Source organism: Planotetraspora sp. A-T 1434, from assembly GCF_025420585.1.
Lineage (GTDB): Bacteria > Actinomycetota > Actinomycetes > Streptosporangiales > Streptosporangiaceae > JAOEGB01.
The window spans coordinates 170,138-196,406 of record NZ_JAOEGB010000001.1; the positions used below are offsets into that span (position 1 = coordinate 170,138).

At 71.2% G+C, this 26,269-nt stretch carries 20 protein-coding genes; 14 read left to right on the forward strand and 6 right to left on the reverse strand.

Going from position 1 to position 26,269, the window contains the following annotated elements; genetic code table 11:
- Positions 1–46: 46 nt before the first annotated feature.
- Positions 47–5,191 (reverse strand): FtsK/SpoIIIE domain-containing protein, encoded by a 5,145-nt coding sequence (locus tag N5079_RS00830; protein ID WP_261581294.1) that lies wholly within the window; start codon positions 5,189–5,191, stop codon positions 47–49.
- A 785-nt stretch (positions 5,192–5,976) separates the two neighbouring features.
- Here N5079_RS00830 and N5079_RS00835 point away from each other — a divergent pair.
- From N5079_RS00835 to N5079_RS00890, 12 genes are all read left to right on the forward strand, one after another.
- Complete coding sequence (locus N5079_RS00835) at positions 5,977–6,588, forward strand: hypothetical protein (RefSeq protein WP_261581295.1); 612 nt, start codon at positions 5,977–5,979, stop codon at positions 6,586–6,588.
- Between the two features lies 1 nt (position 6,589).
- Complete coding sequence (locus N5079_RS00840) at positions 6,590–7,459, forward strand: hypothetical protein (RefSeq protein WP_261581297.1); 870 nt, start codon at positions 6,590–6,592, stop codon at positions 7,457–7,459.
- A gap of 48 nt (positions 7,460–7,507) precedes the next feature.
- Positions 7,508–8,827: a CpaF family protein gene (locus tag N5079_RS00845; protein WP_261581298.1), complete on the forward strand. Its 1,320-nt coding sequence runs from the start codon at positions 7,508–7,510 to the stop codon at positions 8,825–8,827.
- A gap of 175 nt (positions 8,828–9,002) precedes the next feature.
- The gene (locus N5079_RS00850) at positions 9,003–10,022 is read left to right on the forward strand and encodes a type II secretion system F family protein (RefSeq protein WP_261581299.1); all 1,020 of its coding nucleotides are present in this window, start codon (positions 9,003–9,005) and stop codon (positions 10,020–10,022) included.
- A 102-nt stretch (positions 10,023–10,124) separates the two neighbouring features.
- Positions 10,125–11,126, forward strand: a complete 1,002-nt coding sequence (locus tag N5079_RS00855) for a type II secretion system protein (RefSeq protein ID WP_261581300.1) — start codon at positions 10,125–10,127, stop codon at positions 11,124–11,126.
- Complete coding sequence (locus N5079_RS00860) at positions 11,126–11,356, forward strand: Flp family type IVb pilin (protein WP_261581301.1); 231 nt, start codon at positions 11,126–11,128, stop codon at positions 11,354–11,356. The genes N5079_RS00855 and N5079_RS00860 overlap by 1 nt, the downstream gene beginning before the upstream one ends.
- A 140-nt stretch (positions 11,357–11,496) precedes the next feature.
- On the forward strand, positions 11,497–11,925 hold the full coding sequence (locus N5079_RS00865) for a TadE/TadG family type IV pilus assembly protein (RefSeq protein WP_261581302.1): 429 nt from the start codon (positions 11,497–11,499) through the stop codon (positions 11,923–11,925).
- 38 nt (positions 11,926–11,963) lie between these two features.
- Positions 11,964–12,332 (forward strand): TadE/TadG family type IV pilus assembly protein, encoded by a 369-nt coding sequence (locus N5079_RS00870; RefSeq protein WP_261581303.1) that lies wholly within the window; start codon positions 11,964–11,966, stop codon positions 12,330–12,332.
- Between the two features lie 134 nt (positions 12,333–12,466).
- The gene (locus N5079_RS00875) at positions 12,467–12,904 is read left to right on the forward strand and encodes a pilus assembly protein TadG-related protein (RefSeq protein WP_261581304.1); all 438 of its coding nucleotides are present in this window, start codon (positions 12,467–12,469) and stop codon (positions 12,902–12,904) included.
- A 151-nt stretch (positions 12,905–13,055) separates the two neighbouring features.
- Positions 13,056–16,316 carry a BTAD domain-containing putative transcriptional regulator gene (locus N5079_RS00880; RefSeq protein WP_261581305.1) on the forward strand — a complete coding sequence of 1,087 codons (3,261 nt, stop codon included), beginning with the start codon at positions 13,056–13,058 and terminating at the stop codon, positions 16,314–16,316.
- Positions 16,317–16,442: 126 nt separating this feature from the next.
- Positions 16,443–17,105 carry a hypothetical protein gene (locus tag N5079_RS00885; RefSeq protein WP_261581306.1) on the forward strand — a complete coding sequence of 221 codons (663 nt, stop codon included), beginning with the start codon at positions 16,443–16,445 and terminating at the stop codon, positions 17,103–17,105.
- On the forward strand, positions 17,102–18,076 hold the full coding sequence (locus N5079_RS00890; RefSeq protein WP_261581307.1) for a hypothetical protein: 975 nt from the start codon (positions 17,102–17,104) through the stop codon (positions 18,074–18,076). Before N5079_RS00885 ends, N5079_RS00890 begins: the two co-directional genes overlap by 4 nt.
- Positions 18,077–18,109: 33 nt before the next feature.
- Here N5079_RS00890 and N5079_RS00895 read toward each other — a convergent pair whose 3' ends face one another.
- From N5079_RS00895 to N5079_RS00915, 5 genes are all read right to left on the reverse strand, one after another.
- On the reverse strand, positions 18,110–18,604 hold the full coding sequence (locus N5079_RS00895; RefSeq protein WP_261581308.1) for a methylated-DNA--[protein]-cysteine S-methyltransferase: 495 nt from the start codon (positions 18,602–18,604) through the stop codon (positions 18,110–18,112).
- A 41-nt stretch (positions 18,605–18,645) separates the two neighbouring features.
- Positions 18,646–20,202 (reverse strand): DNA-3-methyladenine glycosylase 2 family protein, encoded by a 1,557-nt coding sequence (locus N5079_RS00900; protein ID WP_261581309.1) that lies wholly within the window; start codon positions 20,200–20,202, stop codon positions 18,646–18,648.
- 385 nt (positions 20,203–20,587) lie between these two features.
- Positions 20,588–21,523 (reverse strand): NYN domain-containing protein, encoded by a 936-nt coding sequence (locus tag N5079_RS00905; protein ID WP_261581311.1) that lies wholly within the window; start codon positions 21,521–21,523, stop codon positions 20,588–20,590.
- Positions 21,524–21,651: 128 nt separating this feature from the next.
- Positions 21,652–21,867, reverse strand: a complete 216-nt coding sequence (locus tag N5079_RS00910) for an acyl-CoA carboxylase subunit epsilon (protein WP_261581312.1) — start codon at positions 21,865–21,867, stop codon at positions 21,652–21,654.
- A gap of 8 nt (positions 21,868–21,875) precedes the next feature.
- Positions 21,876–23,465, reverse strand: a complete 1,590-nt coding sequence (locus N5079_RS00915) for an acyl-CoA carboxylase subunit beta (protein WP_261581313.1) — start codon at positions 23,463–23,465, stop codon at positions 21,876–21,878.
- Positions 23,466–23,755: 290 nt separating this feature from the next.
- Here N5079_RS00915 and N5079_RS00920 point away from each other — a divergent pair, with 290 nt between their 5' ends.
- Positions 23,756–24,520 carry an ABC transporter ATP-binding protein gene (locus tag N5079_RS00920; RefSeq protein WP_261581315.1) on the forward strand — a complete coding sequence of 255 codons (765 nt, stop codon included), beginning with the start codon at positions 23,756–23,758 and terminating at the stop codon, positions 24,518–24,520.
- Between the two features lie 46 nt (positions 24,521–24,566).
- Positions 24,567–26,123, forward strand: coding sequence for a hypothetical protein (locus N5079_RS00925; RefSeq protein ID WP_261581316.1), 1,557 nt, complete (start codon positions 24,567–24,569; stop codon positions 26,121–26,123).
- Positions 26,124–26,269 lie beyond the last annotated feature (146 nt).

Below are 26,269 nucleotides of genomic sequence, written 5' to 3' on the forward strand. Positions count from 1 at the left end.
CGCCTCCCGCAATAAAGCCCGCAATACAGCTAGACAGCCATTTCGGCTATCCGGGGATCGCGGCCTGGATCGGGGTCGCGGTCCCCGAGACCACCAGCAGGCCGCGCCCCGGAGGGCCTCCCACGGCGCCGCGCGGCAGCCGTACGTTGAACAGGTCGCCGTCGGCCGGGCTCTGCACGGCCAGTAGGAGTCCCGTCCGCGACTTGCGCGCCTCCGCCACGAACCCGCGGTAGGCCGTCGCCAGGTCCCCAGTGGTCCCCGCCAGCAGTAGCCCGTGCTCCCCGTCCCGAGCCGTCCGGAGCGCCTCCTCAACCGCCAGGCCGAGCATCGACTCGGGGGAGATCAGCTCCGCGTCGTCCACGATCAGCACGTACCGCTCCTGGCCCGCGACCAGCGCGAGCGGATCGTGCGCCCCCGGCAGGCCGCCGAAGTCGTCCGCGCCTCCGCCGTCCACGCTTCTGGCGTTTCCGTCCAGTACGGCCAGCACGCCGGGCGAGCCCGCCAGCTCGCGCAGCGGGCTCCGGCGCGGAGTGACGGCCAGGATCGGCGTGCCGCGCTGGAGCAGCGACCTGGCCGCCGTGACGAGGCACGACGACCGTCCCGAGCGGGCCGGTCCGGCGACGACCGCGGCCGGGCCCTGGGCCAGCAGGTCGACGCCGAGCGGGGCCAGGGCGTCGCCGCCCGCGCCGAGCAGCGCCCACAGCGGCGACGGCGGCTCGAACGACGGTGCGAGCTCCAGCGCCTGATCGGCCGTGATGCGCATGGGCAGTGCGTCCACCCGCAGCGGCGGCTCCGATTCCCAGGCCCATCCGCCAGGCGTCAGGCCTCCTCGCAGTCGCGGGTCGCCGCCGAACCGGGCCGTGGCCGTACGGCCGAGCTCCTGGAGGGCGGCCACCTGCGCGGGGCCGGAGGGGTCGTCCGCGAGCAGGGCGATCTGGCTCTCCACCAGGCCGTGCTCGCCGATCGACAGTGTCCGGCCCGGCGGCATCGAGGTGGGCAGGGTGCGCACCGGCAGCCCGGCCAGCCCGTAGTCTGCGGGGTCGGCGAGCCGGAGGATCAGACGGTCCTCGAAGACGGTCGAGATCTGCCCGAGCAGTCCCGACCTGTCCGAGGTGACGACGGCACGAAGTCCCACGGCCGGACCCTCTCGCAGGAGCTGCATCAGCGCGTCGAGCAGCCGCCCGTAGTCGTAGTTCTCGAACGCGGCGACGTAGCCCTCCCACCGGTCGACCATCAGCACGAGGTACGGCAGCCGCCCGACCTCGGGCCCGATGGCCCGGCCGGCGCCCGAAGGGGACAGGTGGGACCTGGCCGCCGCGCGGGCCTCGGCCAGCGACGCGTAACCGGCCTCGGCCAGGAGCTGCTGGCGGCGGCCGACCTCGGCGCGCAGGCGCGTGAGGAGGCGCTCGACCCGGTCGAGCTGGTCACGGGTCACCACCGCGCCGCAGTGCGGCAGGCCGACGAGCGGCAGCAGGGCTCCGGAGCCGCAGTCGACGGCATGTATGTGGACGTCCTCGGGCGACGCCCCGGCCGCGATCGACCCCGCGATCGTCCGGAGCGCCGTCGAACGGCCACTGCGTGCCGTACCGGCGATGAGCAGGTGGCCCCCATGCCGTGGATCGAGCACGAGAGGTCGTCTGCCCTGCTCCCACGGCAGGTCGGCGATCCCGAACGGCAGCGGCGGGACCTCCTCCGCTCCCGGCCGGTACGGCTGGGCAGGAGACGCCGTCCAGCCGGTCCCCTCGGCGCGTCTTACACCTGGGCCGGCGGCGCCCGGGTCCCTGGTCTCCGGGCCGGCGGCGTCAGGGCCCGTGGCGGCCTCGGGCAGGTCGTCCAGGGTGACGCGGTCGGAGAGCGGCGGGAGCCACGGGCTGGGCTGTCGCGGGATCCCGCGACCGGCCTCGACAATCGCGTCCACGAGCAGCGCGAGGTCGGTGTCGGCCGACGTCTCCACCCGGGCCGAGACCTCGAGAGGGTGGCCCAGCGCCTGCCAGGACAGGTCGATCACCCGCACGTCGTCGCCGCCCCGCCCCGCCTCGGCATGACGCGCCCCGATATGACGCGGCCCGTCGCCGCCATGGTGCGGGCCGTCAACAGCGCGGCCACGGCCGGGGCCGCCGCTCCCGGGGCCGGATGACGGAGTGCGCCCTCCGATGCGGGCGGTCTGTACGGCCACCGCCGGGCCGGACCCGGACCTGACGTAGCAACGGCCGGGTGTCGATCGGGAGATGTGCGCCGCGTCGGGCACGTCGATGACGTCGGCCGACTCCCTGCCGTCGGTCACCCGGAGGGCGATCCGCAGCGAGGTGTTGGCCTGGATGTCGGCCGTCACCACGCCGCCGGGCCGCTGCGTGGCGAGGATCAGGTGGATGCCGAGAGAGCGGCCGCGCCTGGCGATGTCCACGAGCCCTTCGACGAAGTCGGGCAACTCCGCCACGAGCGCGGCGAACTCGTCGATGATCAGCACGAGCCGAGGGAGGGACGGATGGCGGCCGCCCGAGTGAAGACCCGCCCCGGCCCCACCCACACCGGCCCCACCCGCCCCGGCCCCGCCCGAGCGGCCGAACGAGCCCGAGCCGCCGAACGAGGCGCCTGGGCCGAAGCCGCTCGGGCTACCCGTTCCGGGGCTGCCGAAGATGCCGCTGGTCCGCGCCTGGCGCACCCCGCCCACGCCCAGGACCCAGGTCGCGCCGCGTGCCCGGAGCCGCTGGTAGTCGTCGATGTCCTTCGCCCCCGCGTCCAGGAGCAGACGCTCCCTCCGGCGGATCTCGGCGGCGAGCGACGACAGGGCCCGCTGGGTCAGGTGGCCGTCGAGGTCGCTCACCATGCCGACCGTGTGCGGGAGCCGTACGCACTCCTTGAAGGCCGCGCCGCCCTTGTAGTCGATGAGGACGAACGTCATCTCGTCCGGCCGGTTGGCGACCGCCAGCGAGCAGATCAACGTCTGGAGCAGCTCCGACTTGCCCGCGCCGGTGGTTCCGGCGATCAGGGCGTGCGGGCCGTCCTTGCTGATGTCCACCTCGAACGGGCCCTCCGGGCCCACGCCGATGACCGCGCGGGTCGACCGGCCCCACTGCTTGGCGATGTCGACGGGTCCGAGCAGGTCGAGCAGGCGGACGGAGTCCGGGAGCGCGGAGGAGGGGTCGTCGCGGCTCACGTCGCGGAGGGGGGCCAGCGCCCGGCCCAGGCGGTCGGCCCACGACGGGGAGACCCGGTCGGCCCGGATCCCGCTGATGGGGTCGAGGCCGCCGCCGCGCAGCCGTACCGACCCGTCCCGGCCGCATGAGACCACGGTGGCGCACTCTTCGGGCAGCAGCCGCTCGTCCTCGTCGATCGCGATCGTGTAGACCCCGGCCCTCGGGCCCTGCCTGAGCACCTGGGGCATGCCGGGAAGGCCCCGCAGCACCTGGGCGCCGTCGAGGATGACGAGCACGTCGTAGGGGCGCTCGTCATAGGTTGCGAAGGCCGGCTCGGCCGCCTGCGCCGAACCGGCGCGGCCCAGGTCCTCCCAGCCCGCCGGGCCGCCCGTCAGCCGCGAGTTCCGCAGGACCGCGCCGTACGGCCCGCCACCGCCTGTGCCGCCTGTGCCGTCGGTGTCGAGACGCTCGGCGACGAGCGCCGCCAACTCGGAGACCCGGCGGGCGGCCGCCTCGGGATCGGCGCCGACGAGCGCGACGCAGTCGGCGGTGAGGGAGCCCCCGCGCGAGGCGGCGTCGGACGCGCAATGCGGCAGCCAGCGGACCCAGCCCCACTGGTCGGCGCTGTCGGCGTTGGCGGACAGCACGACGATGGCGAGGTCGCGCGGGCTGTGCAGGGTGGCCGCCTGTCCGACCAGCCAGCGGGCGGAGCCGAGGGCCACGTCTCTCGGCCCGGTGAGGCCCGCGACGCCGAGCCTGCGCATGACCAGGGCGACGGGGACGTCCCGGCAGAGAGGCTGGTCATTACGGGGGGAGTCGGCGGGCGCGCCGCTCTCGGGCTCGAAGTCGAGGTCGGCGGGGAGGTCGGCCAGCCCCACGCGGAGCCGCAGCGCGTCACGGTCGTGGATCCGCCGCTCCCACAGTCTCCGCCGGGGGCCGGTCGCCGTGAGCAGCACCTCGGCGGGATCGGGCGCGCCGTTCCGCCGTTCGGCCTCGTCCTCCTTGACGGCCTTCGTCACCTCGGTCTCGTACGCCGCCAGCCGCTCCTTGTACGCCTTGACCGCCTGTCGGTGTTTCTTCCTGCCGTGCCTGCGGTCTCCGGCCCACTGCCCCAGCATGATCAGCGGTGTCATCAGCGCGATCAGCAGGAAGTACCACTGGCCGGTGACGCGTACCATGACGATGCCGAAGACCGCGGGAAGCAGCGCGGCCAGCAGTTGCAGCCGCATCCCCTCGGCCCGCTTGGGCTCGGCCGGGACGACGATCCGCCGCTGGCGGTCCGGCCGCTGGAGCCGGGGTGGGCGGTTGTAGGCCAGCCCCCCGTCGGGCAGCGCGTCCAGGTGGGCGTCGGGCGGCTGGACCGGGCCGATGGAGAAGGCCGAGCCGCCACAGGACAGCGTCGCCCGCTCCGGCCACGGCGTCGCCTCGATGACCGGCTCCCCGTCGAGGTGAAGGCCGCCTGATCCATGACCGCCGGAGCCGCGAGCGGCCCCCTCCCGGTCGGACGCGTGCCGGCTGGACGGCGAGCGGTCCGCGGAGCCGCTGGACATGTCGGCTGGTTCCACGGTGATGGCGCTGGGAGTCAGCCGGATCACGGCGGCCCGCGCCGGCATCAGCGGATCCGGTACGGCTATCGCGCACGCCGGGTCGGCGCCGATGATGTGCGTGCCGAAGCCGAGCCGGTGGACGACGCCCGCTCCCGGGCCGCCGACCACGCGGAGCTCCACCACGCCGCCGGGCTCCTCCATCATGGTGGCGGACGCAGCGTGACCGTCCACGGCGATCAGGTCGCCGTCGCGGAGGAGCCCGAAGACGGCGCTGTCCGGGTCGAGCGGCCGCCCGTCGAGCCACAGCTTGGCCTCGGCGGGCTCCGTTCGCTGGCCCCTGTCGAGGTCGTAGGGCGCCCTGGCGCGCGGGAGCCGTACGACGTTGGAAGGGCGGCCGGAGGAGCTGTCGAGCGCGGCGGCGAGCCCGGCGACGGTGGTCGCCTCGTCGCCTTCCACCACCACGTCGCGGTGGCCGTGCTCGGTGACCACGGTGAGCGTAATCCGCATGCGCAGACTCCAGGCCCTCAGCGGAGGGCATCAGGTGGAGGGACGTTTCTCGGTGAGAGGGTTTCATCCGGAGAGGGTTGCGTGAAGATCTCTTCGCGATCTTCTCAGGGGGACAAGGTAGTGGCGTGTCACCTGTCGATCTGGTCGTTTGCCCCAATCGGTAAAGGTCGTCTACCACTTCTGTCACATCAGTCACTGGAGTCACATGCGCCACCATCGGCCATCGCCCTTGGTGCGCCCGGAGTGGCGGGCCCGGTGGTGGATATCGCTGTGGACAACGTGTGGGGGATGGAAGGAGCTCTGGTCGGGTGCCGCTACTTCGCCCTGTGAACAAGGCGTTTATCCAACCGATAGACGCGAACTTCTTTCATGTCCGCCCCGCGACTCTGTGGACAACCGGCCCGTGTCCTGGTGGCCGAGACCCGGCGATCCCTGTGAAAGATGTGACCGCTGGGAATGCAGTGAGTTTCGGATATCACAAAATAGCGGTATTAGAACGCTATTTGCCTGGATGGATCTAGATCCACTGCCGTTGACAGGCGTATTCCTAACGGATAAGCATGGGTCGCCGCTTTACGGCAACATGAGAACGGGAAGCTGCCCATAATGTGGTGAAGTCTGAGCAAAGAGCAAGACCGTAAACGAATTCAAGCGGCCCGAAAAAGGGCGCGATCATCCCTGGGAGTCCCCCACCCATGAGGATCAGCGAGAAGACTGCCCAAGACGGTCGCGCACCGGCGAGCGAGCGTTCCGGTCTTTCCGGACCCGCTTACCGGAAGCTTCCCGTGCCGCCGAGAGAGCGGAAACCCGCCCTCGCGGCGCTCGCCGTGCTGCTCATCCTGGGCGGGGCGCTGGCCACCACACTGCTCGTCCTGCGCAGCGGCGAACGGGTCTCCGCCATCCGCGTCGGCCAGCAGGTCGGGGCGGGGCAGCTCGTCCCGGCGACCGCCCTCCAGGAGGTGCAGATCGCCGAGACCGACATCGACTACGTGCCCTGGACGTTCAGGGACCGGGTCGCCAAGACGTACGCCGCGGTGACCCTGCTGCCCGGCACGCTGCTGACCGAGCGGATGGTCACGACGGACAGCGCCCTGGTCGGCCCCGGCAAGGCGATCGTGGGCCTCGCGCTCAAGGCGGGGCAGGCGCCGGTCGGCCTGGACGTCGGCGACGTGGTCCAGGTGATCTACGTGGCTTCGGCCGGACGCGGGTCGGGGGCCGTCGCGCAGCAGCGCGTGCTGGCCTCCAGCGCCCGGGTCGAGAGTGTCGGGGCCCCAGAGAGCAGAACATCCTCGACGGGGCTCGTTTCGGTGATCGTCGATTCGAGCGTCGCGCCCACCATCGCCCAGTACGCGTCAAGCGGCGAGGTCGCCCTCACCCTGCTTCCCGGGGTGAAATGACGTGGCCCTCATCGTGCTCGCGGCCGACAAGGGCGCGCCCGGCGTGACCACCGCGGCGACCGCCCTCGGCGCCGTGTGGCCCCGCCCGGTCCTGCTGGCCGAGTGCGACCCCTCCGGCGGCGACCTGGCCTACCGGCTTCCTGCGCAGGACGGCGGCGTGCTGAACCCCGGGCGCGGCCTGCTCAGCCTCGGAGCGGTCGCCAGGCGCGGCCTCCACGCCGAGCAGGTCTACGAGCACACCCAGAAGCTCGTCGGCGGCCTCGACGTGCTGGCCGGGCTGACCAACGGCGAGCAAGCCGCGGGGCTCACCTGGCTGTGGGGCCCCCTCGGCCGGTCGCTGGCCGCGCTGCCGCAGGCCGACGTGCTCGCCGACTGTGGCCGCCTCGGGCTGTATCCCCAGATCAACGACCTGCTCGCCGAGGCCGACCAGGTGGTTCTTTTCACCCGGGCGAGCCTCGACCACGTCGCCCACCTGCGCGAGCGGCTGTCCCTGATCGACCGCCAGGTGGGCGTGGTGGTGATCGCCGACCCCCGGTCGTACCGCGGCTCGCTCGATGAGGTCCGCCGCATCGTCTCCGGCTGGGACGTGGCCTTCGTGGGCGGCCTGGCGTACGACCCGAAGGGCGCCGAGCTGCTCCGCGGCCAGTGGGGCGGCCGGCTCGACCGCAGCCTCCTCGTCCGGACGGCGCGAGAGCTCGCCGGGCGCCTGGCCGGCCACGTGGCGTCCAGCGAGCGGGACGCCTCCGCGAACCGGCCCGGCTCGCGCCTCACCGTGCCCCAGCCCAACGCCCCTTCTCCGCACGCTTCCTCTCCGCAGTCTCCTCAGTCGACGCGCGGCCGTTCCGAACCATCGAGCGGAGCGAGGCCATGACGACGCGGGGCGGAGCGAGGCCATGACGACGCGGGGCGGAGCGACGCCATGAGCACGCCAAGGCGGCCCATCGACCACGGGCTGGTCAAGCGCTTCCGGCAGGAGGTCGGCGACCGGCTGGCCCATCAGCGGCGGCTCGACCAGGCCAGCGGCGTCCCGCCGATGACGGGAGAGGACGAGCGGCAGTTCGCCCGGGCGCTCATCGCCCAGGTGCTCGAGGAGTTCGCCAGGGGAGAGATCGGCGTCGGCCGGACCCCGCCGACGGCGGAAGAGGAGGAGGCCCTCGCGGCCGGGATCCACGCCGCCCTGTTCGGCGTGGGACGGCTCCAGCCCTTCCTCGACGACCCCGAGGTCGAGAACATCGACATCAACGGCTACGACCGGGTCTTCGTGGGCTACGCGGACGGTCAGGAGCTCATGCACGACCCCGTGGCCGAATCCGACGAGGAGCTGATCGAGCTCATCCAGATCCTCGCGGCCTACTCCGGGCTGTCGTCCCGGCCGTTCGACACCGCCAACCCGCAGCTCGACCTGCGCCTTCCCGACGGCTCCCGGCTGTCGGCCGTCATGGACGTGACCGTACGGCCCGCCGTCTCGATCCGCCGCGCCCGGCTGGGCAAGGTCTTCCTCAGCGACCTGGTCGGGAACGGCACGATGACGGCCGAGGTCGGCCGGTTCCTGTCGGCCGCCGTGGCCGCCCGGAAGAACATCATGATCGCCGGGTCGACGAACGCGGGGAAGACGACCCTGCTCAGGGCGCTGGCCAACGAGATCCCGCCCGTCGAGCGGTTGATCACGGTGGAGCGGGCGCTGGAGCTCGGCCTCGACCAGTTCCCCGAGTTGCACCCGAACGTCGTGGCGTTCGAGCAGCGCCTGCCCAACTCGGAGGGCCAGGGCGAGATCACCATGGCCGAGCTGGTCCGGCGCTCGCTGCGCATGAACCCCTCACGGGTCATCGTCGGCGAGGTGCTGGGCGACGAGATCGTCACCATGCTGAACGCGATGACCCAGGGCAACGACGGCTCCCTGTCCACCATCCACGCGAACTCCTCGATGGAGGTCTTCAACCGCGTGGCGACCTACGCCCTCCAGGCGGAGGAACGGCTCCCGATCGAGGCCACGCACATGCTCATCGCGGGCGCGATCGACTTCGTCGTCTTCATCGAGAAGCGCAACGACTACCACGTCGGCGGCACGCTGCGCCGCTTCGTGTCCAGCGTCCGGGAGGTCACGGGCTGCGACGGCCGCGTGCTGTCCTCCGAGGTCTTCGCACTGTCGGGCGAACGGGTCGTGCCACACGCCCCGGTCTCCTGCATCGACGAGCTCGCCGCGCACGGCTACGACCCGTCGCAAGGAGCGTGGCGATGACCCCTCAACACCCGTCGACCGCTCAGCACCCGTCGAACCCTCGACACCCGTCGGCCCCTCAGAGCCCCTCGACCTCGCGGCACCCATCCAGGCCACGCGCCCGTACGGCTTGCCCGCGCGGGTCTGCGGCCGGGACGACGCGGCAGCCGTACCGCCGACGCCGAGGGAGGCCGTGATGCCGCTGCTGCCTCCGGGCGTCTTCGATCCGCTGGTGCTGCTGTCCGGCGCCGTGGCCGGTGGGGGCCTGTTCCTCCTCGCCCTGTCCCTGTACGGCATGCGTCCCCGGCCCGCCGGTCCCGATGGGAAGGCCAGGCGGCTGCAACTCCTCAGGACCCTGTCCACCCGGTCGGCCGTCGCCGCCGTGACCGGCGTGGTCGTGCTCGTGGTGACCGGTTGGCCGGTCATCGCCGGGGGAGCCGTGCTGCTCGTCCTGGCCTGGCGGGGTCTCACCGGAGGCGCGGGGGAGGAGCGGGCCGCGATGCGGCGGCTTGAGGGGCTGGCCGCGTGGACCGAGTCGCTGCGGGACACCATCGCCGGAGCCGCCGGGCTCGAACAGGCCATCCCGTCGTCGATCCGGGCGGCCGCGCCCATGCTGCAGCCGCACCTGCGGGCGCTCGTCGACCGGCTGCACACCCGCATGGCGCTGGCGGACGCGCTGCGGATGTTCGCGGACGAGCTGGACGACCCCTCGGCCGACCTCGTGGTGGCCGCCCTGATCCTCAACTCGCGGCTTCGCGGGCCGGGGCTCAGGGACGTGCTGTCCGCCCTCGCCGTGTCGGCCCGGGAGGAGCTGGACATGCGGCGGCGCGTGGAGGCGGAGCGCAGGTCGACCCGTAAGAGCGTGCAGATCGTGGTCGGCACGGCACTGGCCTTCGCGGCCGCCCTGGTGATCTTCAACCGGTCGTACGTCGAGGAGTACAACTCCCTGCTCGGCCAGGCCGTTCTGGTTGTGGTGGCGGGCCTGTTCGGCGCGGGCTTCGCCTGGATGCGGCGGCTCGCCCGTTTCGACAAGCCCGCCCGGATCCTCGCCCCCTACCACCGTCCCACGCCACGCGCTTCCCCGACGCCACCCGGTTCCCCTACGACACCCACGACAGCCACCACATCGACAGCCGCCCCATCCCCCTCACCCTCGGGCGTGATCATGCACAAGTTCCCGCGCAGGGGAGGTGACCTGCTCAATGACCAGCCGTGATCAAGCGAAGATTCTCACGGTGGCCCCGCGACCAGGCCCTCCCTCCATCGTGATCTGGCGAAAGCCTTCCGAGACGCCTCCCCATGCCATCGGGGAGGCGCCATGACCGAGTCCGTGCTCACCGGAGCCCTGATCGGCCTTGGGCTCTTCCTGCTGTTCCGAGCGCTGTTCCCGCCGCGGCCCGGGCTGGTCGCCCGTCTCGCCGCGCTCGACCTCGCCCGGGACGGCATGGATGTGCCGCGAGCGCCGCTGATCGCCCCCGACGAGAACGTCAGCGCCTTCCGGCGTAATCTCGGCCTACGGCTGGCACGTTTCTACGCCTCCCGGGGCTGGGAGGCGCGTTCGACCAAGGCCGATCTGGCCCTGCTGGGCAAGTCCTTCGAGGGCTTCCTGGCGACGAAGGTCCTGCTCGCGGTCTCCGGGCTCCTGGCGTTCCCGCTGCTGGTCGGCTGGCTGGCGCTCATGGGCTGGGGGGTGTCGGTGCAGGTGCCGCTCTGGTCGGCCCTGCTGGTCTCCATCGTGTTCTTCCTCCTGCCGGACGTGCAGATCCGGCGCGACGCGGCGACCCGGCGGCGTGACTTCCGCCACGCGGTCGGCGCCTTCCTCGATCTCGTCTCGATGAACCTGGCGGGCGGCCGCGGCGTCCCCGAGGCCCTCATGATGGCCGTGTCCGTGGGCAGCCCGACCACCCCTTCCGTCAACGGCACAGCCCCGGCGGGGTTGCCGGGAACGGCCGGAGCGGTGGGAGTGGCGGGCGCGGCCGCCGGGTCCAACTGGGCCATGGAACGCATCCGCGAAGCGCTCGCCAACGCCCGGATCGTCGGCATCACCCCGTGGCAGGCCCTCGGTCAGCTCGGTGACGAGATCAACGTCGATGAGCTCCGCGACCTGTCGGCCGCCCTCGGCCTCGTCGCCGACGACGGCGCCAAGGTCCGCGCCTCCCTCACCGCACGCGCCGCGACCCTCAGACGCCGCGAGCTCGCCGAGGTCGAGGGCAAGGCGGGAGAACGGTCCCAGTCGATGCTCGTCGCGCAGCTCCTGCTGTGCGCGGGCTTCGTGATCTTCCTTAGTTATCCCGCAGCGATGAAAATGTTGGGGTCCTGATGCTCCTCTGGCTGAACTACATGATCGCCGTACTGCACGTGCGTATCGACCGCGCCCGCACCGCCCCCAGCAGGGGAGCCTCGGCAGTCGAGTGGGTGATCATCACCGCCATCATCGCCGGGGTCGCCATGGGCCTCGCCACCCTCATCAAGACCCTCGTCACGTCGAAGGAGACGGAGATCAGCTCCAACTTCGGCGGAACGAGCGGTGGCACCGGCCCGACGAAGTAGTGGCAGAGCCCGAAGGCGCACACGACCGGCCGCGGCGTCAGGCGCGCGGCCCCGGCGGCATGCCCGGAGTTCGCGGCCCCCGCGTCATGCCCGGGGCTCGTGGCGGTCCAGGCTTGCCGGGTGCTCGCGGCCCTCGTGTCATGCCCGGTGCTCGGGGCCGTCGCGGCGAGCGCGGGGCGACCGTGATCGAGCTCGCCATGATCATGCCGGTCGTGCTGGCCGTGGTGCTGCTGGTCGTCCAGCTCACGCTCTGGTTCCACGGGCGGCAGGTCGCCGACGCCGCGGCCAGGGAAGGCGCCCGGATCGCCCGCGCTGCCGCCACCTCAGACGGATGGCAGTCCGAGGCGGAGGCGAAAGCCGTACAGATCGTGCAAGCGATCGGGCCTGAGCTGCTCAAGAACGCGAAGGCCACAGCATGGGAGAAAGGGGACCAGCGCGGCATGGACGTGACAGGGAGCGCGGTGCAGGTGGTGCCGCTGCTTCCGGAGATGACGTTCACCATCACGTCCCATTTCGGCGGTCCGATCGAGTGCTTCCGTCCCGACGACGGCTCCGGCGGGTGCGAATGACTCGTCCCAGGCGCCGGACCCGGTTGGACAGGGGGTCGATGACGGCCGAAACAGTCCTGCTGGCCCCGGTTTTCCTGATCTTCCTCATGTTCCTCGTGGGCGCGGGCCGGATCGTGGAGGCACAGGGAGAGGTCAACGGCGCGGCACGGGACGCGGCGCGGGCGGCGTCGGTCCAGCGGACGCATTCCGAGGCCGAGGCCGCCGCGACCGACGCCGCCGAGGCCGCCCTGTCGGGTGAGTGCTCTCCGCAGGTCAGCATGTCCGGCACGGACTGGACGGAAGGCGGCGTCGTCAAGGCCACCGTGACCTGCGAGCTCAACCTCGACTTCCTCGGCTTCGGTACGGCCAAGCAGATGGCGGGCAGCTCCGTCGTTCCTCTGGAGCAGCTCCGGAGGGTCGACAAATGACCTTCTTGCATGATCACGCGGAGCGTCGGCGCAGGTTGTGGGCGTATGGCGGAATCCGTGCACGATCACGGCCGGTGGCTTCGCAGGTCAGGCGCCATGTCGGGGAACCTCTGCATGATCACGGCGGAAGGTGCGTGATCACACCTGGGCGCGGCGGCGACCGGGGCTCGATGTCGGTCTTCGTGGTCATCTTCTCGGTCGCCGTGTTCCTGCTGGCCGGGCTGCTGGTGGACGGTGGCGCGGCCATCAACGCTCGGCTCAAGGCGGCCGACATCGCGGAACAGGCCGCCCGCGCCGCCGCCGACCAGATCGACACCGAGGCGCTCCGCGCCACCGGTCAGGTCCGGCTGCTGGCCGACGAGGGAACGGTGTGCGGCAAGGCCCGGCAGATCGTGGCGGCCCAGGAGGTCGATGGCGTGAAGATGACCGAGTGCGCGATGGGAGGCGCTCAGAACGAGGTGACGGTGGGGATCGGAGTCCACTGGGACGCCTACTTCCTCTCCGTGCTGGGGTTCAGCGGCGCCGACATGGAAGCGAACGCCACCGCCGCTCCGGACGCGGGTGCCGCATGACCGCCATAACGCCCTGCTCTCACCGGCCGGCCCGTGCCATGCCGATCAGCCGCATCCGCTGGATGTCCGGGTTGTTCACGGCGACTCTGAAGTGGCCCGGTCCGAAGAGGCCCGGGCAGCAGCCGGCCGACCGCCTTGGGGAGGGATAGGCATGTCCCAGAGACCCACGCCGCCGTCCAGGCAGGCCGGGCGGCCTGAAGGGAGCGGCTGGCCGCAGTCGGCCGGGCCGCAGCCACGCCCTCGAGGAGCCGGGGCGTCTCCACAGCGTCCGCCGGGTCCGCCGCGTCCCGTTTCCCAGCGGCCCCCGAGCGGTTCGGGCGGGGAACAGTGGCGGGGCCGTCGGCCCGTCCGCATCCCGCCCAAGCGCACAGCCGGCGACGTCTTCGCCGGGCTCGGTGCCCTCCTGGCGCTGGCCGGCCTGGTGGGCGGCGTGCCGTACGCGCTGCTCAGGCTGGCCGGCCCGCCCCTGCCCAAGGAACTGCTCAACGCCGACCTCTTCACGAGCCAGGTCGGGCCCGAGACGATCATCGCCATCCTCGTCCTCCTGGTGTGGCTGGCCTGGTTCCAGCTCTTCCTGTGCGTGGTCGTCGAGGTGTACGCCGGGCTCCGCCGCGTCGGCATGCCCGCGCGCGTTCCCCTTTCAGGCGGCACCCAGGCCCTCGCGAACCGGCTGGTGTCGGCGGTGCTGTTGCTGTTCACCGCCACGGCGGTGGCCGTGCCGATTGCCCGCGTGGGCGCCCCCGCCCCGATCCGCCCGCAGATGGCCGCTCTGTCCGCGCCGGTCGATCCGGCCGTCGAGCGCTCCCCGCTGCACGCCCGTGAGGTCAAGAAGGTCTACGTCGTGCAGCCGCCGCACGGGCGTCACCACGAGAGCCTGTGGGAGATCGCCGACAAGTGCCTGGGCGACGGGCGGCGCTATCACGAGATCTACCGGCTCAACCAGCACAAGGAGCAGCCCGACGGCAGCCGGCTGCACATGGCCGACCTGATCCGTCCGGGCTGGGTGCTCGACATGCCGGACGACGCCCGCAATGTTCATGTCGTCCCAGTGGACGAGGACCGGCCCACCATCCTGGAGGAGCATCGCGGCAAGCCCGCCGAGCTCGACGGTCGCACCCATTTCTCCGGTACGGCTGACGCCGGCGACGTCCTCGCGGACCCACGGCCTACGCATGAGCCCGAGACCGCCAAGTCCGAGACCGGCAGGCCGGGCCATGGAAAGGAAGAGCACCACCACCGGCCCCAGCCCGGCAAGCAGGAGCCGCGCAAGCAGGAGCCACGCAAGCAGGATCCGGGCAAGCCGGGCATCGTGCTGCCGCCGCCCGCGATGCCGGAGCACACCGTCACCGCCACCCCGGCCGGCCAACCCGGTGCCCGGCCGAGCGCCCAACCGACCAGCCCAGCCGTACATCCGGCCGGGAACCCGGCGAGCCGTCCGGGCGAGCACCCCACCACGCGGCCGGTGTCCGAGAGGGATCCGCAGCGCGGGACGGGCGGCGGGACGCCCACTGCGGATCCCAAGCCCCCCTTCGCCGACCCGGAGGAGTCCGCCGCGGGGCTCGACCTCGTCGACTACCTCGCCGCGGCGACGCTGGCCTCCGCCGGGCTGCTGGCCGTCCTCGGGCGCAGGCGCAGGGAGCAGCTATGGCGGCGCGCGTTCGGGCACCGGATCACCCGGCCGCGCGGAGACGCCGCCAACGCCGAGGTGGCGATCCGCCTGGGCGCGGACGCCCCGGGAAGCCGCATGCTGGACATCGGCCTGCGGCTGCTCGGCAAGCTGCTGGCCGAGCGTGGGCAGCGCCCTCCCACGGTGTACGCCGTGCACCTGTCCGCCCGCGGCCTCGACCTGTGGATCCAGCCGCCCGACGAGGACGCCCCCGAGCCCTGGGAGGCGTGCGACGGCGGACAGGTCTGGCGGCTGCCCGCGCACGAGGGGCGGCGGATCGACGAGCACGCCCTCGCCGACGTGCCCGCGCCCTATCCGGGACTGGTGTCGCTCGGCACGGGAGAGGGCGGCCGGGTCCTCATCGACCTGGAGGCGGCGCACGGGCTCATCAGCATGACGGGCGCGCACACCGTGGCGGCCCTGTCCGCGCTGGCCGTCGAGCTGGCGACCAACCGATGGTCGGACCACATGAAGATCACGCTCGTCGGCTTCGGGGACGAGCTTGCGGCCCTCGCCCCCGAGCGGATCCGGACGGCGGGCAACCTGGCAGACGTCCTGCCCGAGTTCGAGGAGCGGGTCCGCCAGGCCGACGACGTCCTCACCGGCCGGATCCACAGCCGCGTGGCCGACCCGGCGTGGACGCCGCACTACCTGCTATCGGCCATCCGCCCCGACGAGGACGAGGCACGCCGCCTCGCGATGCTCGGCAAGGGCATGCGGACGGCGAGCGGATTCGTCCTGGCGGGGGACGTCCCGCACGCCACCTGGACCTGGGAGATCACCGAGGACGGACAGGCCCGGGTCGACGCCCTGGGGTTCGAGGTGGACGCCCATCTCCTGCCTCGCAGGCACTACAACGCGGTCGTCAACCTCTTCCGTACGGCGCAGCGCACCGAGGGCGAGCCGCTCACCGTGTCCGATCCGGCCGATCGTGTCTCGGACGAGCCGCCCTCGATCGAAGTGCGGATCCTCGGCCCGATCGAGATCAGCCCCGTGAATCCCCTGGAAGAGGGCCGGGCCGCGCTCGCGCACGAGCTCGTCGTCTACCTCGCCACCCATCGGGCCGGTGTCCACCCGGTCGTCCTCGGAGGGGTGCTGTGGCCGCGCGGCGTGCAGCCCGCGGTCCGCGACGCCACCATCGCGCGGGTCGCCGAATGGCTCGGCAAAGACTCCGAGGGGCGGCCCCACCTCTTCCTCGACACGTCCGGGCGGCTGCGGCTCGGCCACGAGATCCGCACCGACTGGCAGCTCTTCCAGGAGCTCGTCCGGCGAGCCGGGGAGGTCGCCGACGCCCGGCGGCCGGGCGAGGCGGAAGCCGTACTGCTCGACAAGGCCCTTGGTCTCGTCCGCGGGCCGCTGCTGAACGGCAGGCCCGGCAACCGGTACGCCTGGCTGGCCGCCGACTCGCTCGAATACGACGTGACGGCCTGGGTGGCGGACGCGGCCCACGCGCTGTGCGAGATACGGCTCGCCCAGGACGACCCCCATGCCGCGGTGGCGGCGGCGCGGGCGGGCCTGCTCCTGGCGGCCGACGACGAGGGCCTGTGGCGCGACCTGCTCCGCGCCGCCCACGCCACCGGCGACCAGGCCCGGCTACGGGCGGTCGTGGACGGCCTGCACCGGAGGGCGGCGTCCCACCCCTACGGCGGCGGCATGGCCCCGGAGACGGAGTCCCTCATCGACGAGTTGCTCCCTGCCTGGCGCCGCGGCGACTCCCCGCACCTCAGAACTTCCCGCCTGGCCTGATGGAGCCCAATGAGCCCCCCGACCGCCTTCGAATCATGCCGATCCATGCATAACGCTGGATCGCCCTTCGTGACCATGGCTACCGTCATCCCGGCGGGGGGCCCGATCAACCGGAGGGCATGGTTGGTGCGCTGGAGACCCCTGGTCCGCCTGAGAGGCGCGGTCGCGCTGTCGTCCTGCGCTCTTCTGGTCTCGGCCTGTTCGGGGGCCGGTCATGAGCGAGGGTTCACGCCCGCGGGGGCGATCGCGGAGCAGCCTTCCGCCGGATCCCAGGCCGTAGCGGCGCCCGGCGCTGAGACGATCACCGTGGCCCCCGGGCTTCAAGTCCAGATCGAGTGGCCGTCCGGGCTCGACGCCGCGCACACCGCCATGGTCAAGGCCTTCGGGGACAACTACGCCGCCCAGTGGCGCGCGGTCGGCAGCCTCGGCAAGGACAAGTCGTACCTCGACGGCGTCGAGGACACGGCCAGCCAGGACGCGTACACGTGGGTGCGCGGGTTCGTCGCCGGCAAGTTCTCGGCGCGTGGGCTGGCCAAGCTCTACTCGTTGCGCGTGGCCTCGGTGACCGGCCGCGGAGCGGAAGTCGACGCCTGCGTGGACGAGTCAGGTGTGCGGGTCACCGACACGACCGGAACGCCGGTGGCCGACCAGCCTGCCTGGACGAAGCCACCCAAATCCACATACTTCCAGGTCGCGGCCGTACGGCGGGGCGATGACGGCACGTGGCGCATCAAGCTGTACCGGCACGCCGCCTATCCCGACGAGCGCGCGAAGGAGTGCGTCCGATGAAGACGAGAGCTCTGCTGGTGTCCTTGCTGGCCGGCGGGTTGCTTACGGTGGCCGCCGCCGATCCGGCCGGCACTGGAGGGCCGCACGGTCAGGTCTACCGGAACGGCCGCAGCGTCGGCGTGAAGCTGGAAAACTCCAACATCACGTTGTCCGGCAGCGGCCTCGGCAAGAAGAACGACGGATATCGCGTCCAGCGCCCCTGCTGGTATGAGCCCGGCAAGTCCGCCGAAGACATGCTGCAGAGCCAGGAGGATCTGCGGGCGTGGTGGTTCCACACTCACCCGGGCGGCACCGAGGAGGATTTCCAGAAGTTCCTGCAGCAGTACAAGGACAAGGTGGGCCAGCCCGGTAAATGGTGGACACCCGCGTACAACTCGGCCGATCCGAAGGGCATGTCGTGCTGGACCGGCCTGGACGGCGCGGTCTGGGTGCCTCCGGGAGCCACGCCGCCCGCCGGGATCACGGTCGAGGAACTTCTGCAGATCGCCCGGGCCGCTCTCACCGTGCCCCAGCCGACGATCAAACTGAGCCCTGACGGGAAGAGCTACGTCAACCTGGACACGTGGCTCTGGCTGGAGGGAATGGGGGCGCCCGCCCGGTCGGTGACGGCCACCCTGCCGGGCGTCATGTCGGCCACGGTCACGGCGAAGCTGGACAGTATCAAGATCGATCCCGGCACCACCAAGGAGCGCGCAGTGGTGCTGGAAGACTGTGGCACCGAGGGTCACCCCTACGTCAAGGGGGGGAAGATGACCTGCGGGGTGACCTATCAGCACGCCTCGATCGACCAGCCGCGCAAGGTGTACGTGCTGACGGTGACGACCGTGTGGCCCGTCACGGCCGCCACCAACAACACCGGCGCCGGGCCCGTCACGCCGTTCATCTACGCGCCACTCAACAACGCCCCTGTTCAGGTGACGGTGACCCGAGACGTCCCCGTCGGTGAGGTGCAGAGCACCGTGCGCGGCTAGCTGTACATGCGTCCGCGTTCGGGCCCTTGGGTGTCAGCTCCGGGACTCGTGGGCGAGGAGCCATTCCTTGACGCGAGTCCCGTAGTAGTAGCCGCCGTAGCCACCGGTCGAGGGGAGCACCCGGTGGCACGGAACGAACGGCGCGATCAGGTTCTGGGCGCACGCCGACCCGGCGGCCCGCGCGGCCGTCCTCGGCAGCCCGGCCTGCTCCGCGAGCCGGCTGTACGACACGGTCGTCCCGGCGGGGACGTTCCGCAGCGCCTCGTACAGGCGCTGGCGGGTCGGTGTCCCGGGCTGCTCCGCGGGGACCCCGTCGAGCGCGTCGATCTTCCCGTCGAGATAGTCCCGTACGGCTTGCGCGGCGTCCCCCAGGTCGCCCTCCCGGAGGGGAAGCGCCTGGAAGTCATGCGGAAGCCGTACGAACATCTCCCGGGGGTCGGCGGTGAAGCCTGCGGCGACGAGGACGTCGTTCCTGGCCAGCAGCGCGAGCGGGCCCACCGGCGTGGGCAGCGTCTGGTACAGAATCATCGTGGTCGCGGCGCGGCCTGAACGGCCTGCCGCTGCCTCCTTCAACGGTTCGAATCCAGCGAGGTGGTCACGGGGGCACTCGCGTTCCAGAGGTGGAGAGCCGCGTACGCCCGCCAGGGACGCCACAGCTCAGCCTGTCCGGCCGGGATGCCCAGCTTCGCCATGGTCCTCCTCAGCACCAGGTCGCCTTCCGGCCACGCGTCCGGGTCGCGGAGCGAGCGGAGGGCGATGTAACTCGTGGTCCACGGCCCGATGCCGGGCATCTCGAGCAGCTTGGCGGTGGTCTCGGCAGGGTCCTCTGCCCCGTCGAGGTCGATCTCCCCGGCGGCGACCGCCTCCGCCAGAGCCTTGAGCGTAGAGATCCGGCGATTGGTCAGCCCCAGACCGCTCAGGTCGGCTTCAGCCAGCCGTTCCGCAGTGGGAAAGAGCAGCCGGCTCTCCTGGGAAATCGCCGTGTCCGAGGCTCCGGCCATGGTCTCCGCCGTGGCCGGGATGCCGGCACGGGCGGCGATGCGGCCGAGGATCGTGCGCGCTCCGGCGACCGAGATCTGCTGGCCGACGACAGCGCGGACCGCCAGCTCGAATCCGTCGAACGCCCCGGGCACTCGTAGCCCCGGACGCTCCTTGACCAGCGGAGCGAGGTCGGTCGAGCCGAGGATCGAGGCGACGGCCTCCGGGTCCGCGTCCAGATCCATGAGACGACGGCAGCGCGACACGATCCTGGCGAGCTGCCTCATGTCCTCGGTGCGCACGGTCAGCCTGATGTGTCCATCGGCGGGCACGAGCATCACCGACCCGCCCGGGACGGCGCGGGTGTAGCCGGTGATCTCCGGCTCCCGCGTCCTGTTCGCCTCCGGGTCCGGCTGGGACGACCAGGTGATGGCCTCCACTGCCGGGATGGCGCGGGCGGCCAGGAAGCGCAGGATGGTCTGCGCGTCGTACGGCCGGCGGTAGCTCAGCCGCAGGGTCAGGCCGGTCGCTGAGCCGGTTGTGGAGCCGGTTGTCTGGCCGGTCCCTGATGTGAGGGGGCCAACGGTCTTCCTGAGCTCTCCGGGTGCGAAGCCGTACGACTCCTTCATGGCCGCGTTGAACTGCCGCACGCTGCCGAAACCGGCTGCGAACGCCACATCGGTGATCGGCAGCGAGGTTTCGGTCAGGAGTTGTTTGGCGAGCAGCAGCCGCCTCGTCCGGGCGACGGCGAGGGGTCCGGTGCCGAGCTCGGCGATGAACAGGCGATGCAGGTGCCGCTCGGTGACATGCAGCCGCTGGGCCAGCCCGGCCACGCCGTGATCGTCGGCCACGCCGTCGTCGATCAGGCGAAGCCCTCGCCCGATCAGGTCGGCGCGTACATCCCAGCCGGGGTCACCGGGGCTCAGCTCGGGGCGGCAGCGGCGGCAGGGCCGGAATCCCGCGGCCTCGGCCGCCGCCGCGTGCTGGTAGAAGAGCACGTTCTTCCGGGCGGGTGTGCGGGCCGGGCAGATCGGCCGGCAGTAGATCCCGGTCGAGGTGACCGCCGTGTAGAAGCGCCCGTCGAACCGGGCGTCCCGAGCGGACACCGCCAGATAGCACGCGTCGAAGTCGAGCCGTCGTGTGGTCACGCATACGACGTTATGCCCTGGCCACCGCTGCGCACTGGCGGAAATCGGACCCCAACCCTTGCCGTGATCATGCACAGGTTCCCGCCCGTACGCCCTGAGCTGGGCCTCCCCGTGGTGTGATCACGCACGGGTTCCCGAGTGTGCGGTCTGAGCTGGGCTTCCCCGTGGCGTGATCACGCACGGGTTCCCGAGTGTGCGGTCTGAGCTGGGCTTCCCCGTGGCGTGATCATGCATCGCTCGGCCCATGCGAGATGCATGATCACGGATCGAGTCGTCGCAGGTGAAAGCGGTCCTGCGGGAATCCGTGCATGATCACGATCACGATAACGGCCGGTCAAGCGCCATCTCCCGGAACCTGTGCATGATCACGGCGAAGGAAGGGGGGTCACTTGCTGGAGATGCCTACGCCCAGGTCGAATTCGCGGTAGACCCGGGCCCAGAAGCCGTCTCGGAGCCAGACTCTGGCTTCGGGATACGGTCGCAGCGAGTGGCCGAGCTCCTTCTCCGCCTCGATCAGCAGCTCGGTGTCGATGACCGTGGGCAGTATCGGGCCGGGCAGCAGGTCCCGGATGTTGTCGCGGCCGCGCGTGAGGATCCACTTCTGCGCGACGTGCTCGCCGACCTCCTCGACATGCGGGCGGCCGGGGCCCAGCTTCGTCACCTGGCCGACCGGAGCCTTCGGAATGGGCTTCACCGTACGGCCGGCGAAGACCTGGGCGGGCGACGGAGCGGGCGTGACGGGCACCGGCGCGGGCGCGCGGTTGAAGTAGGGGCGCAGGAAGTCGGCGCTGAGGATCTCCACGGTGTCGGACTCCCAGACCAGCCGCTCGGCCTGGTTGGTGCCGAACGGCGGCTCGACGCCCCAGAGGTGGACCCGCACACCGTACGCCTGGGCGGCCTCCACGGCGGGGACCATGTCCTCGTCACCGGCGATCAGGACGGTGTCGCTCACGGCGTGGTGGCGGGCCAGGGCCTCCAGGTCGCTCCGAATCTGGGCGTCCACGCCTTTCTGCTGGCCACGGGCGTTCAGGTTGCCCAGCCGGACCTTCACCCAGGGAAGCTGGGCGATCACCCGCTGGTCCACGGTGGGCACGCGATCGCGGGCGGCGTCGTACCAGTAGACTCGGAGCAGCTCGCCGGGAATGCGCTCAAGCGCGTGTTTCTGGAGCGACTGGATCAGTTCGTCCGCCGCGACGCGGTACTCCTTGCGCTCCTTCGCTGCCAAAAGAACTTCGCCGGCCGCCGCGTAGAGGTAACCAACGTCTACAAGGACGGCATACTTAGCGGCCATGCCGTGGGCGTTGAAGTCCGGGATGGCCATGTTGTCCTCCAGGACTCGTCACTAGTTGATCGGCTGACTATATTCCCCCACTATCTAGATAGTCCCAACTCTTGGGCCAGTTGACACCCTGATCGGCTGATCTAATCGCCTGACGCTCGCTGTCAGGCCTACCGGGAACCGGGGAACGAGGAGGCCCGCCATGCTCCCGGGCCGCGCGGCAGGGCGCCTCGCATCCGATGTGCCGGATTCCTCCAGTTTTCCGCCTTCTGTACGGCTTTCGTCACCCGGGGTGCCCGTGAGGTGATGGCCGCGACGACGGCGGCGACCTCCTCGGGCGTCGCGTCGCCCCGCACGATCCTGAGGTACGGCTCTCGCTCACTCATGGGGGCGGTCATAGGGGGATGTTCCCGTGCTTCTTCGGGGGCAGGGTGGCCCGCTTGTTGCGGAGGGCGCGGAGCGCGCGGACGATCTGGACCCGGGTCTCCGACGGCCGGATGACCGCGTCGACGTAACCCCGCTCGGCGGCGAGGTAGGGGTTGGCCAGGGTGTCCTCATATTCGGTGACGAACCGGGCGCGGGCGGCGTCCGGGGCGTCCGCGGCGGCCAGTTCACGCCGGTAGAGGATGTTGACCGCGCCCTGGGCCCCCATCACGGCGATCTGCGCGGTGGGCCAGGCCAGGTTGATGTCGGCGCCGAGGTGCTTGGACCCCATGACGTCGTAGGCCCCGCCGTACGCCTTGCGGGTGATGACCGTGACCAGCGGCACGGTGGCCTCGGCGTAGGCGTAGAGGAGCTTCGCGCCCCGGCGAATGATGCCGTTCCACTCCTGGCCGGTGCCCGGCAGGAATCCGGGCACGTCCACGAAGGTCAGGACCGGGATGTTGAAGGCGTCGCAGGTCCGGACGAACCGCGCGGCCTTCTCCGAGGCGTCGATGTCGAGCGTTCCGGCGAAGCTCATCGGCTGGTTGGCCACCACGCCCACCGAACGCCCCTCGACCCGGCCGAAGCCGACGACGATGTTCGGCGCGAAACCGGCGTGGATCTCCAGGAAGTCGCCGTCGTCCAGGACGTGCCGGATGACCGTCTGCATGTCGTAGGGCTGGTTGGCCGAATCGGGGACCAGCGTGTCGAGCTCGCGGTCCTCGTCGGTCGTCTCCAGCGGGACCTCGGTCTCGAAGGCCGGAGCCTCGTCCATGTTGTTGGACGGCAGGTAGGACAGCAGCGCCTTGGCGAACTCCAGGCAGTCCTCCTCGTCGGAGGCCTCGTAGTGGGCGACGCCCGACTTCGAGTTGTGGGTGTGCGCGCCGCCCAGCTCCTCGAACGTCACCTCCTCACCGGTGACCGTCTTGATCACATCTGGCCCGGTGATGAACATGTGCGACTTCTCCTGAACCATCAGGACGAAGTCGGTCAGGGCGGGGGAGTAGACGGCGCCACCGGCGCACGGCCCCATGATGAGCGAGATCTGCGGGATCACGCCCGAGGCGTGCACGTTCCGCTTGAAGATCTCGGCGTAGAGGCCCAGTGAGACGACCCCCTCCTGGATGCGCGCCCCACCGGAGTCGTTGATCCCGACCATCGGGCAGCCGGTCTTCAGCGCGTGATCCATGACCTTGACGATCTTCTCGCCGAAGACCTCGCCGAGTGAGCCGCCGAAGACGGTGAAGTCCTGCGCGAACACGGCCACCGGGCGGCCGTCGACCGTGCCGTAGCCGGTCACCACACCGTCGCCGTACGGACGCTCCCGGTCGAGCCCGAAGCTCGTCGAGCGGTGTCTGGCCAGCTCGTCGAACTCGACGAAGGATCCCTCGTCGAGGAACGAAATCAGCCGCTCGCGGGCCGTCATCTTGCCCTTGGCGTGCTGCTTCTCCACCGCCCGCTGGGAACCGGCGTGCACGGCCTCCTGCCTGCGCCGGTCAAGGTCGGCGATCTTGCCGGCGGTCGTGTGGATGTCGATCTCGTGAGCCCGCTCAGCACTCATCGGTCGCTCACCGCTCCTCGTCCGCGCGCAGCGGTCCCGCACTCCATCTCGGACCTCACCTCGGACCTCACCTCGGACCTCATTTGGACCTCATCCGGGCCTCATCTCGGACCTTATGTCGGACAGGGTAACGAGCATCCGGCATCGGCCCGCCGCGGGGTGGTCCCAGCCGCGCCAAAGCCGGGGCCAAAAGACGGCGGCAGAACAGCGGAACCACGGGAAGATCCCCGCGCGTTCATGGGGTACCAGGCGAAAGCCGTACAACGTCGAGAGCTGGCAGAGTGGGGCCCATGGTGGAGGCGGTGCGCACGCAAGGCCTGTTCAAGCGGTTCGGGCAGCAGATCGCGGTGGGCGGGATCGACCTGATCGTGCCCAGAGGGAGCTTCGCCGGGCTCGTCGGCCCCAACGGAGCGGGAAAGACCACGACGCTCAGCATGGTCACCGGGCTGCTGCGCCCCGACGGAGGTCTGATCGAGATCAACGGCCACAACGTGTGGTCCGATCCCGTCAGCGTGAAGGCGCACATCGGCGTGCTGCCCGAGGGCCTGCGGCTGTTCGAGCGCCTGTCCGGGCGGGAACTGCTGCTCTACAACGGCCAGCTCCGCGGCATCCCGCTCGCCGAGGTCGGCAGGCGGGCCGACGAGCTGCTGCGGATCATGGATCTGGTCGAGTCGCAGGACAAACTCGTCGTCGACTACTCGACGGGCATGCGGAAGAAGATCGGCCTCGCGGCGGCGCTGCTGCACAATCCGGACGTGCTCTTCCTCGACGAGCCGTTCGAGGGCGTCGACCCGGTGTCGGCGAACACCCTCGTGGAGGTGCTGCGGAGATACACCGCCTCCGGATCCACCGTCATCTTCTCCAGCCATGTCATGGACCTGGTCGAACGGCTCTGCGACTGGGTGTCGGTGATGAGCCGCGGCCACATCGTCGCGCAGGGCCCGCTCGACGAGGTGCGCCGCGACCGGACGCTCAACGAGGCGTTCCTGGAGCTCGTCGGCGCACGCGGCAACGGGGAGGAGGGCCTGACATGGCTCGGCTCCTCGACGGCCTGACATCGGCGCCCTCGCGGATGCGCCCGCTCGCGGGGAGGCCGGCGCGATGGTGAGGCTCTTCGTCCGGCTGAAGCTGCGGCTGATCAGGGGCAACCTCCGCGGCGACACGATCAAACAGCTCGGCTTCGTGTTCTCCGTCATCGGCGCGGTTGTGGCCGCCGTCGCCGGCTTCCTGCTCTTCAGCCTCGTACGGCTCGCGCCCGCCGACGTCGCGCTCGACATCGGGATCGTGGCGTTCACCCTGTTCACGATCGGGTGGATTCTCGTCCCCCTGCTGGCCTTCGGCCTGGACGAGACGCTCGATCCGTCGCGGTTGGCGCTGTTCCCGCTGACCACACGGCAACTGGCGATCGGCATGTTCGCCGCGTCGGCGACCGGGCCGTGGCCGCTGGCCTCACTCATCGTCCTCGCCGGAGGCGTCGTCGGCCTCGCGTCGGGCCTCGGTGGCGTCCTGCTCGGGCTGGTGGCCGTGGTGCTCCAGTTCGCCCTGTGCCTGGTGGCCTCGCGCGCGGTCACCACCGCGTTGTCCGGTGCGCTGCGCAGCCGCAGGGGGCGCGACCTGCTCGCGGTGGCCGCCGTCTTCGTCGTCCTTCTCTTCCAGCTTCCCAATCTGCTGCTCAACCGGGGATTGCCCGGCGAACCGAGCAAGCTGCTCGAATCGGCCGGCTCGGCGCTGCGCTGGACGCCGCCGGGACTGGCCGCGCACGCGATCGCCGACGGCGGGCTGATCGGCGTCGCGGACCTCATCGTCGTCGCGATGGTCGTCGTGGTGCTCGCCTGGTTGTGGATAGCGGCGCTGCGGCGGGCTCTCGTCACGCCCGACTCCTCCAACCAGAGCGGCGGCTCGGTGCGGCGGTCGCGGATCGGGCGGTTCCTGCCCGGCGGGATGCTGGGAGCCATCGTGGCCAAGGAGCTGAAGTACGCCCGGCGCGAGCCGCGCGGCCGGATCTCCTGGTTCACCGCGATCGCCGTGAGCGGGATCATCATGTTCTCCCTCCGCGGCCCCGGCGGCTGGCAGGGGCCCGCGTCCGCGATCGCCCCGGCATGCCTGGCCGCTCTGATGATCGGGTTGCAGGCGGCCAACGTGTTCGGCATCGACGGGCCGTCGCTCTGGATGAACGCGGTGGCCTTCGCCACGGACCGTGATGTCCGTACGGATCTCGCGGGGCGGCACCTGGCCATCGCGATCATCGCGGTGCCGCTGCTGACCGTGGTCTCCGTGGTCGCCGCCCTGATCGCCGGGACCCTCCCGTGGGCTCTCGTCGCCGCGCTCACGGCGTGGGGGGTGCTGGGAGTGGCACTCGGAGTGGGCTCGGTGACCAGCGTGATCCTTCCGTACACGTTCCCCGACCGGCTCAACGCCTTCAGCGGGGCCGCTCCCGGCCAGGGCGGGCAGGCGTTCCTCGCCTCGTTCGGCGCGATGCTGGGCACCTCGATGATCGCCCTGCCGGTTGGCCTCCCCATCCTCCTGGGCGCCTACTGGCTGTGCGTGCTGGCCGTGCCGTACGGGCTTCTCATCGCCTGGGCGGGCCGCCGCCTGGGCGCGTCGATCGGCTTCAACCGCATGCCCGACCTCGTCGCCGCCGTCTCCCGCCCCACCTGACCCACCCTCGTTTGGTCTACTTCAGCTGATCCGCCCCACCTGATCTGCGAGGGGCGCGGCGGTGTCTGGACTGAGGAGTCGAGAGGGAGCGAGGAACGAGCGACCCCGAGCCGCCGAGCGGAGCGAGGCCAATCTAATGGTCTAGT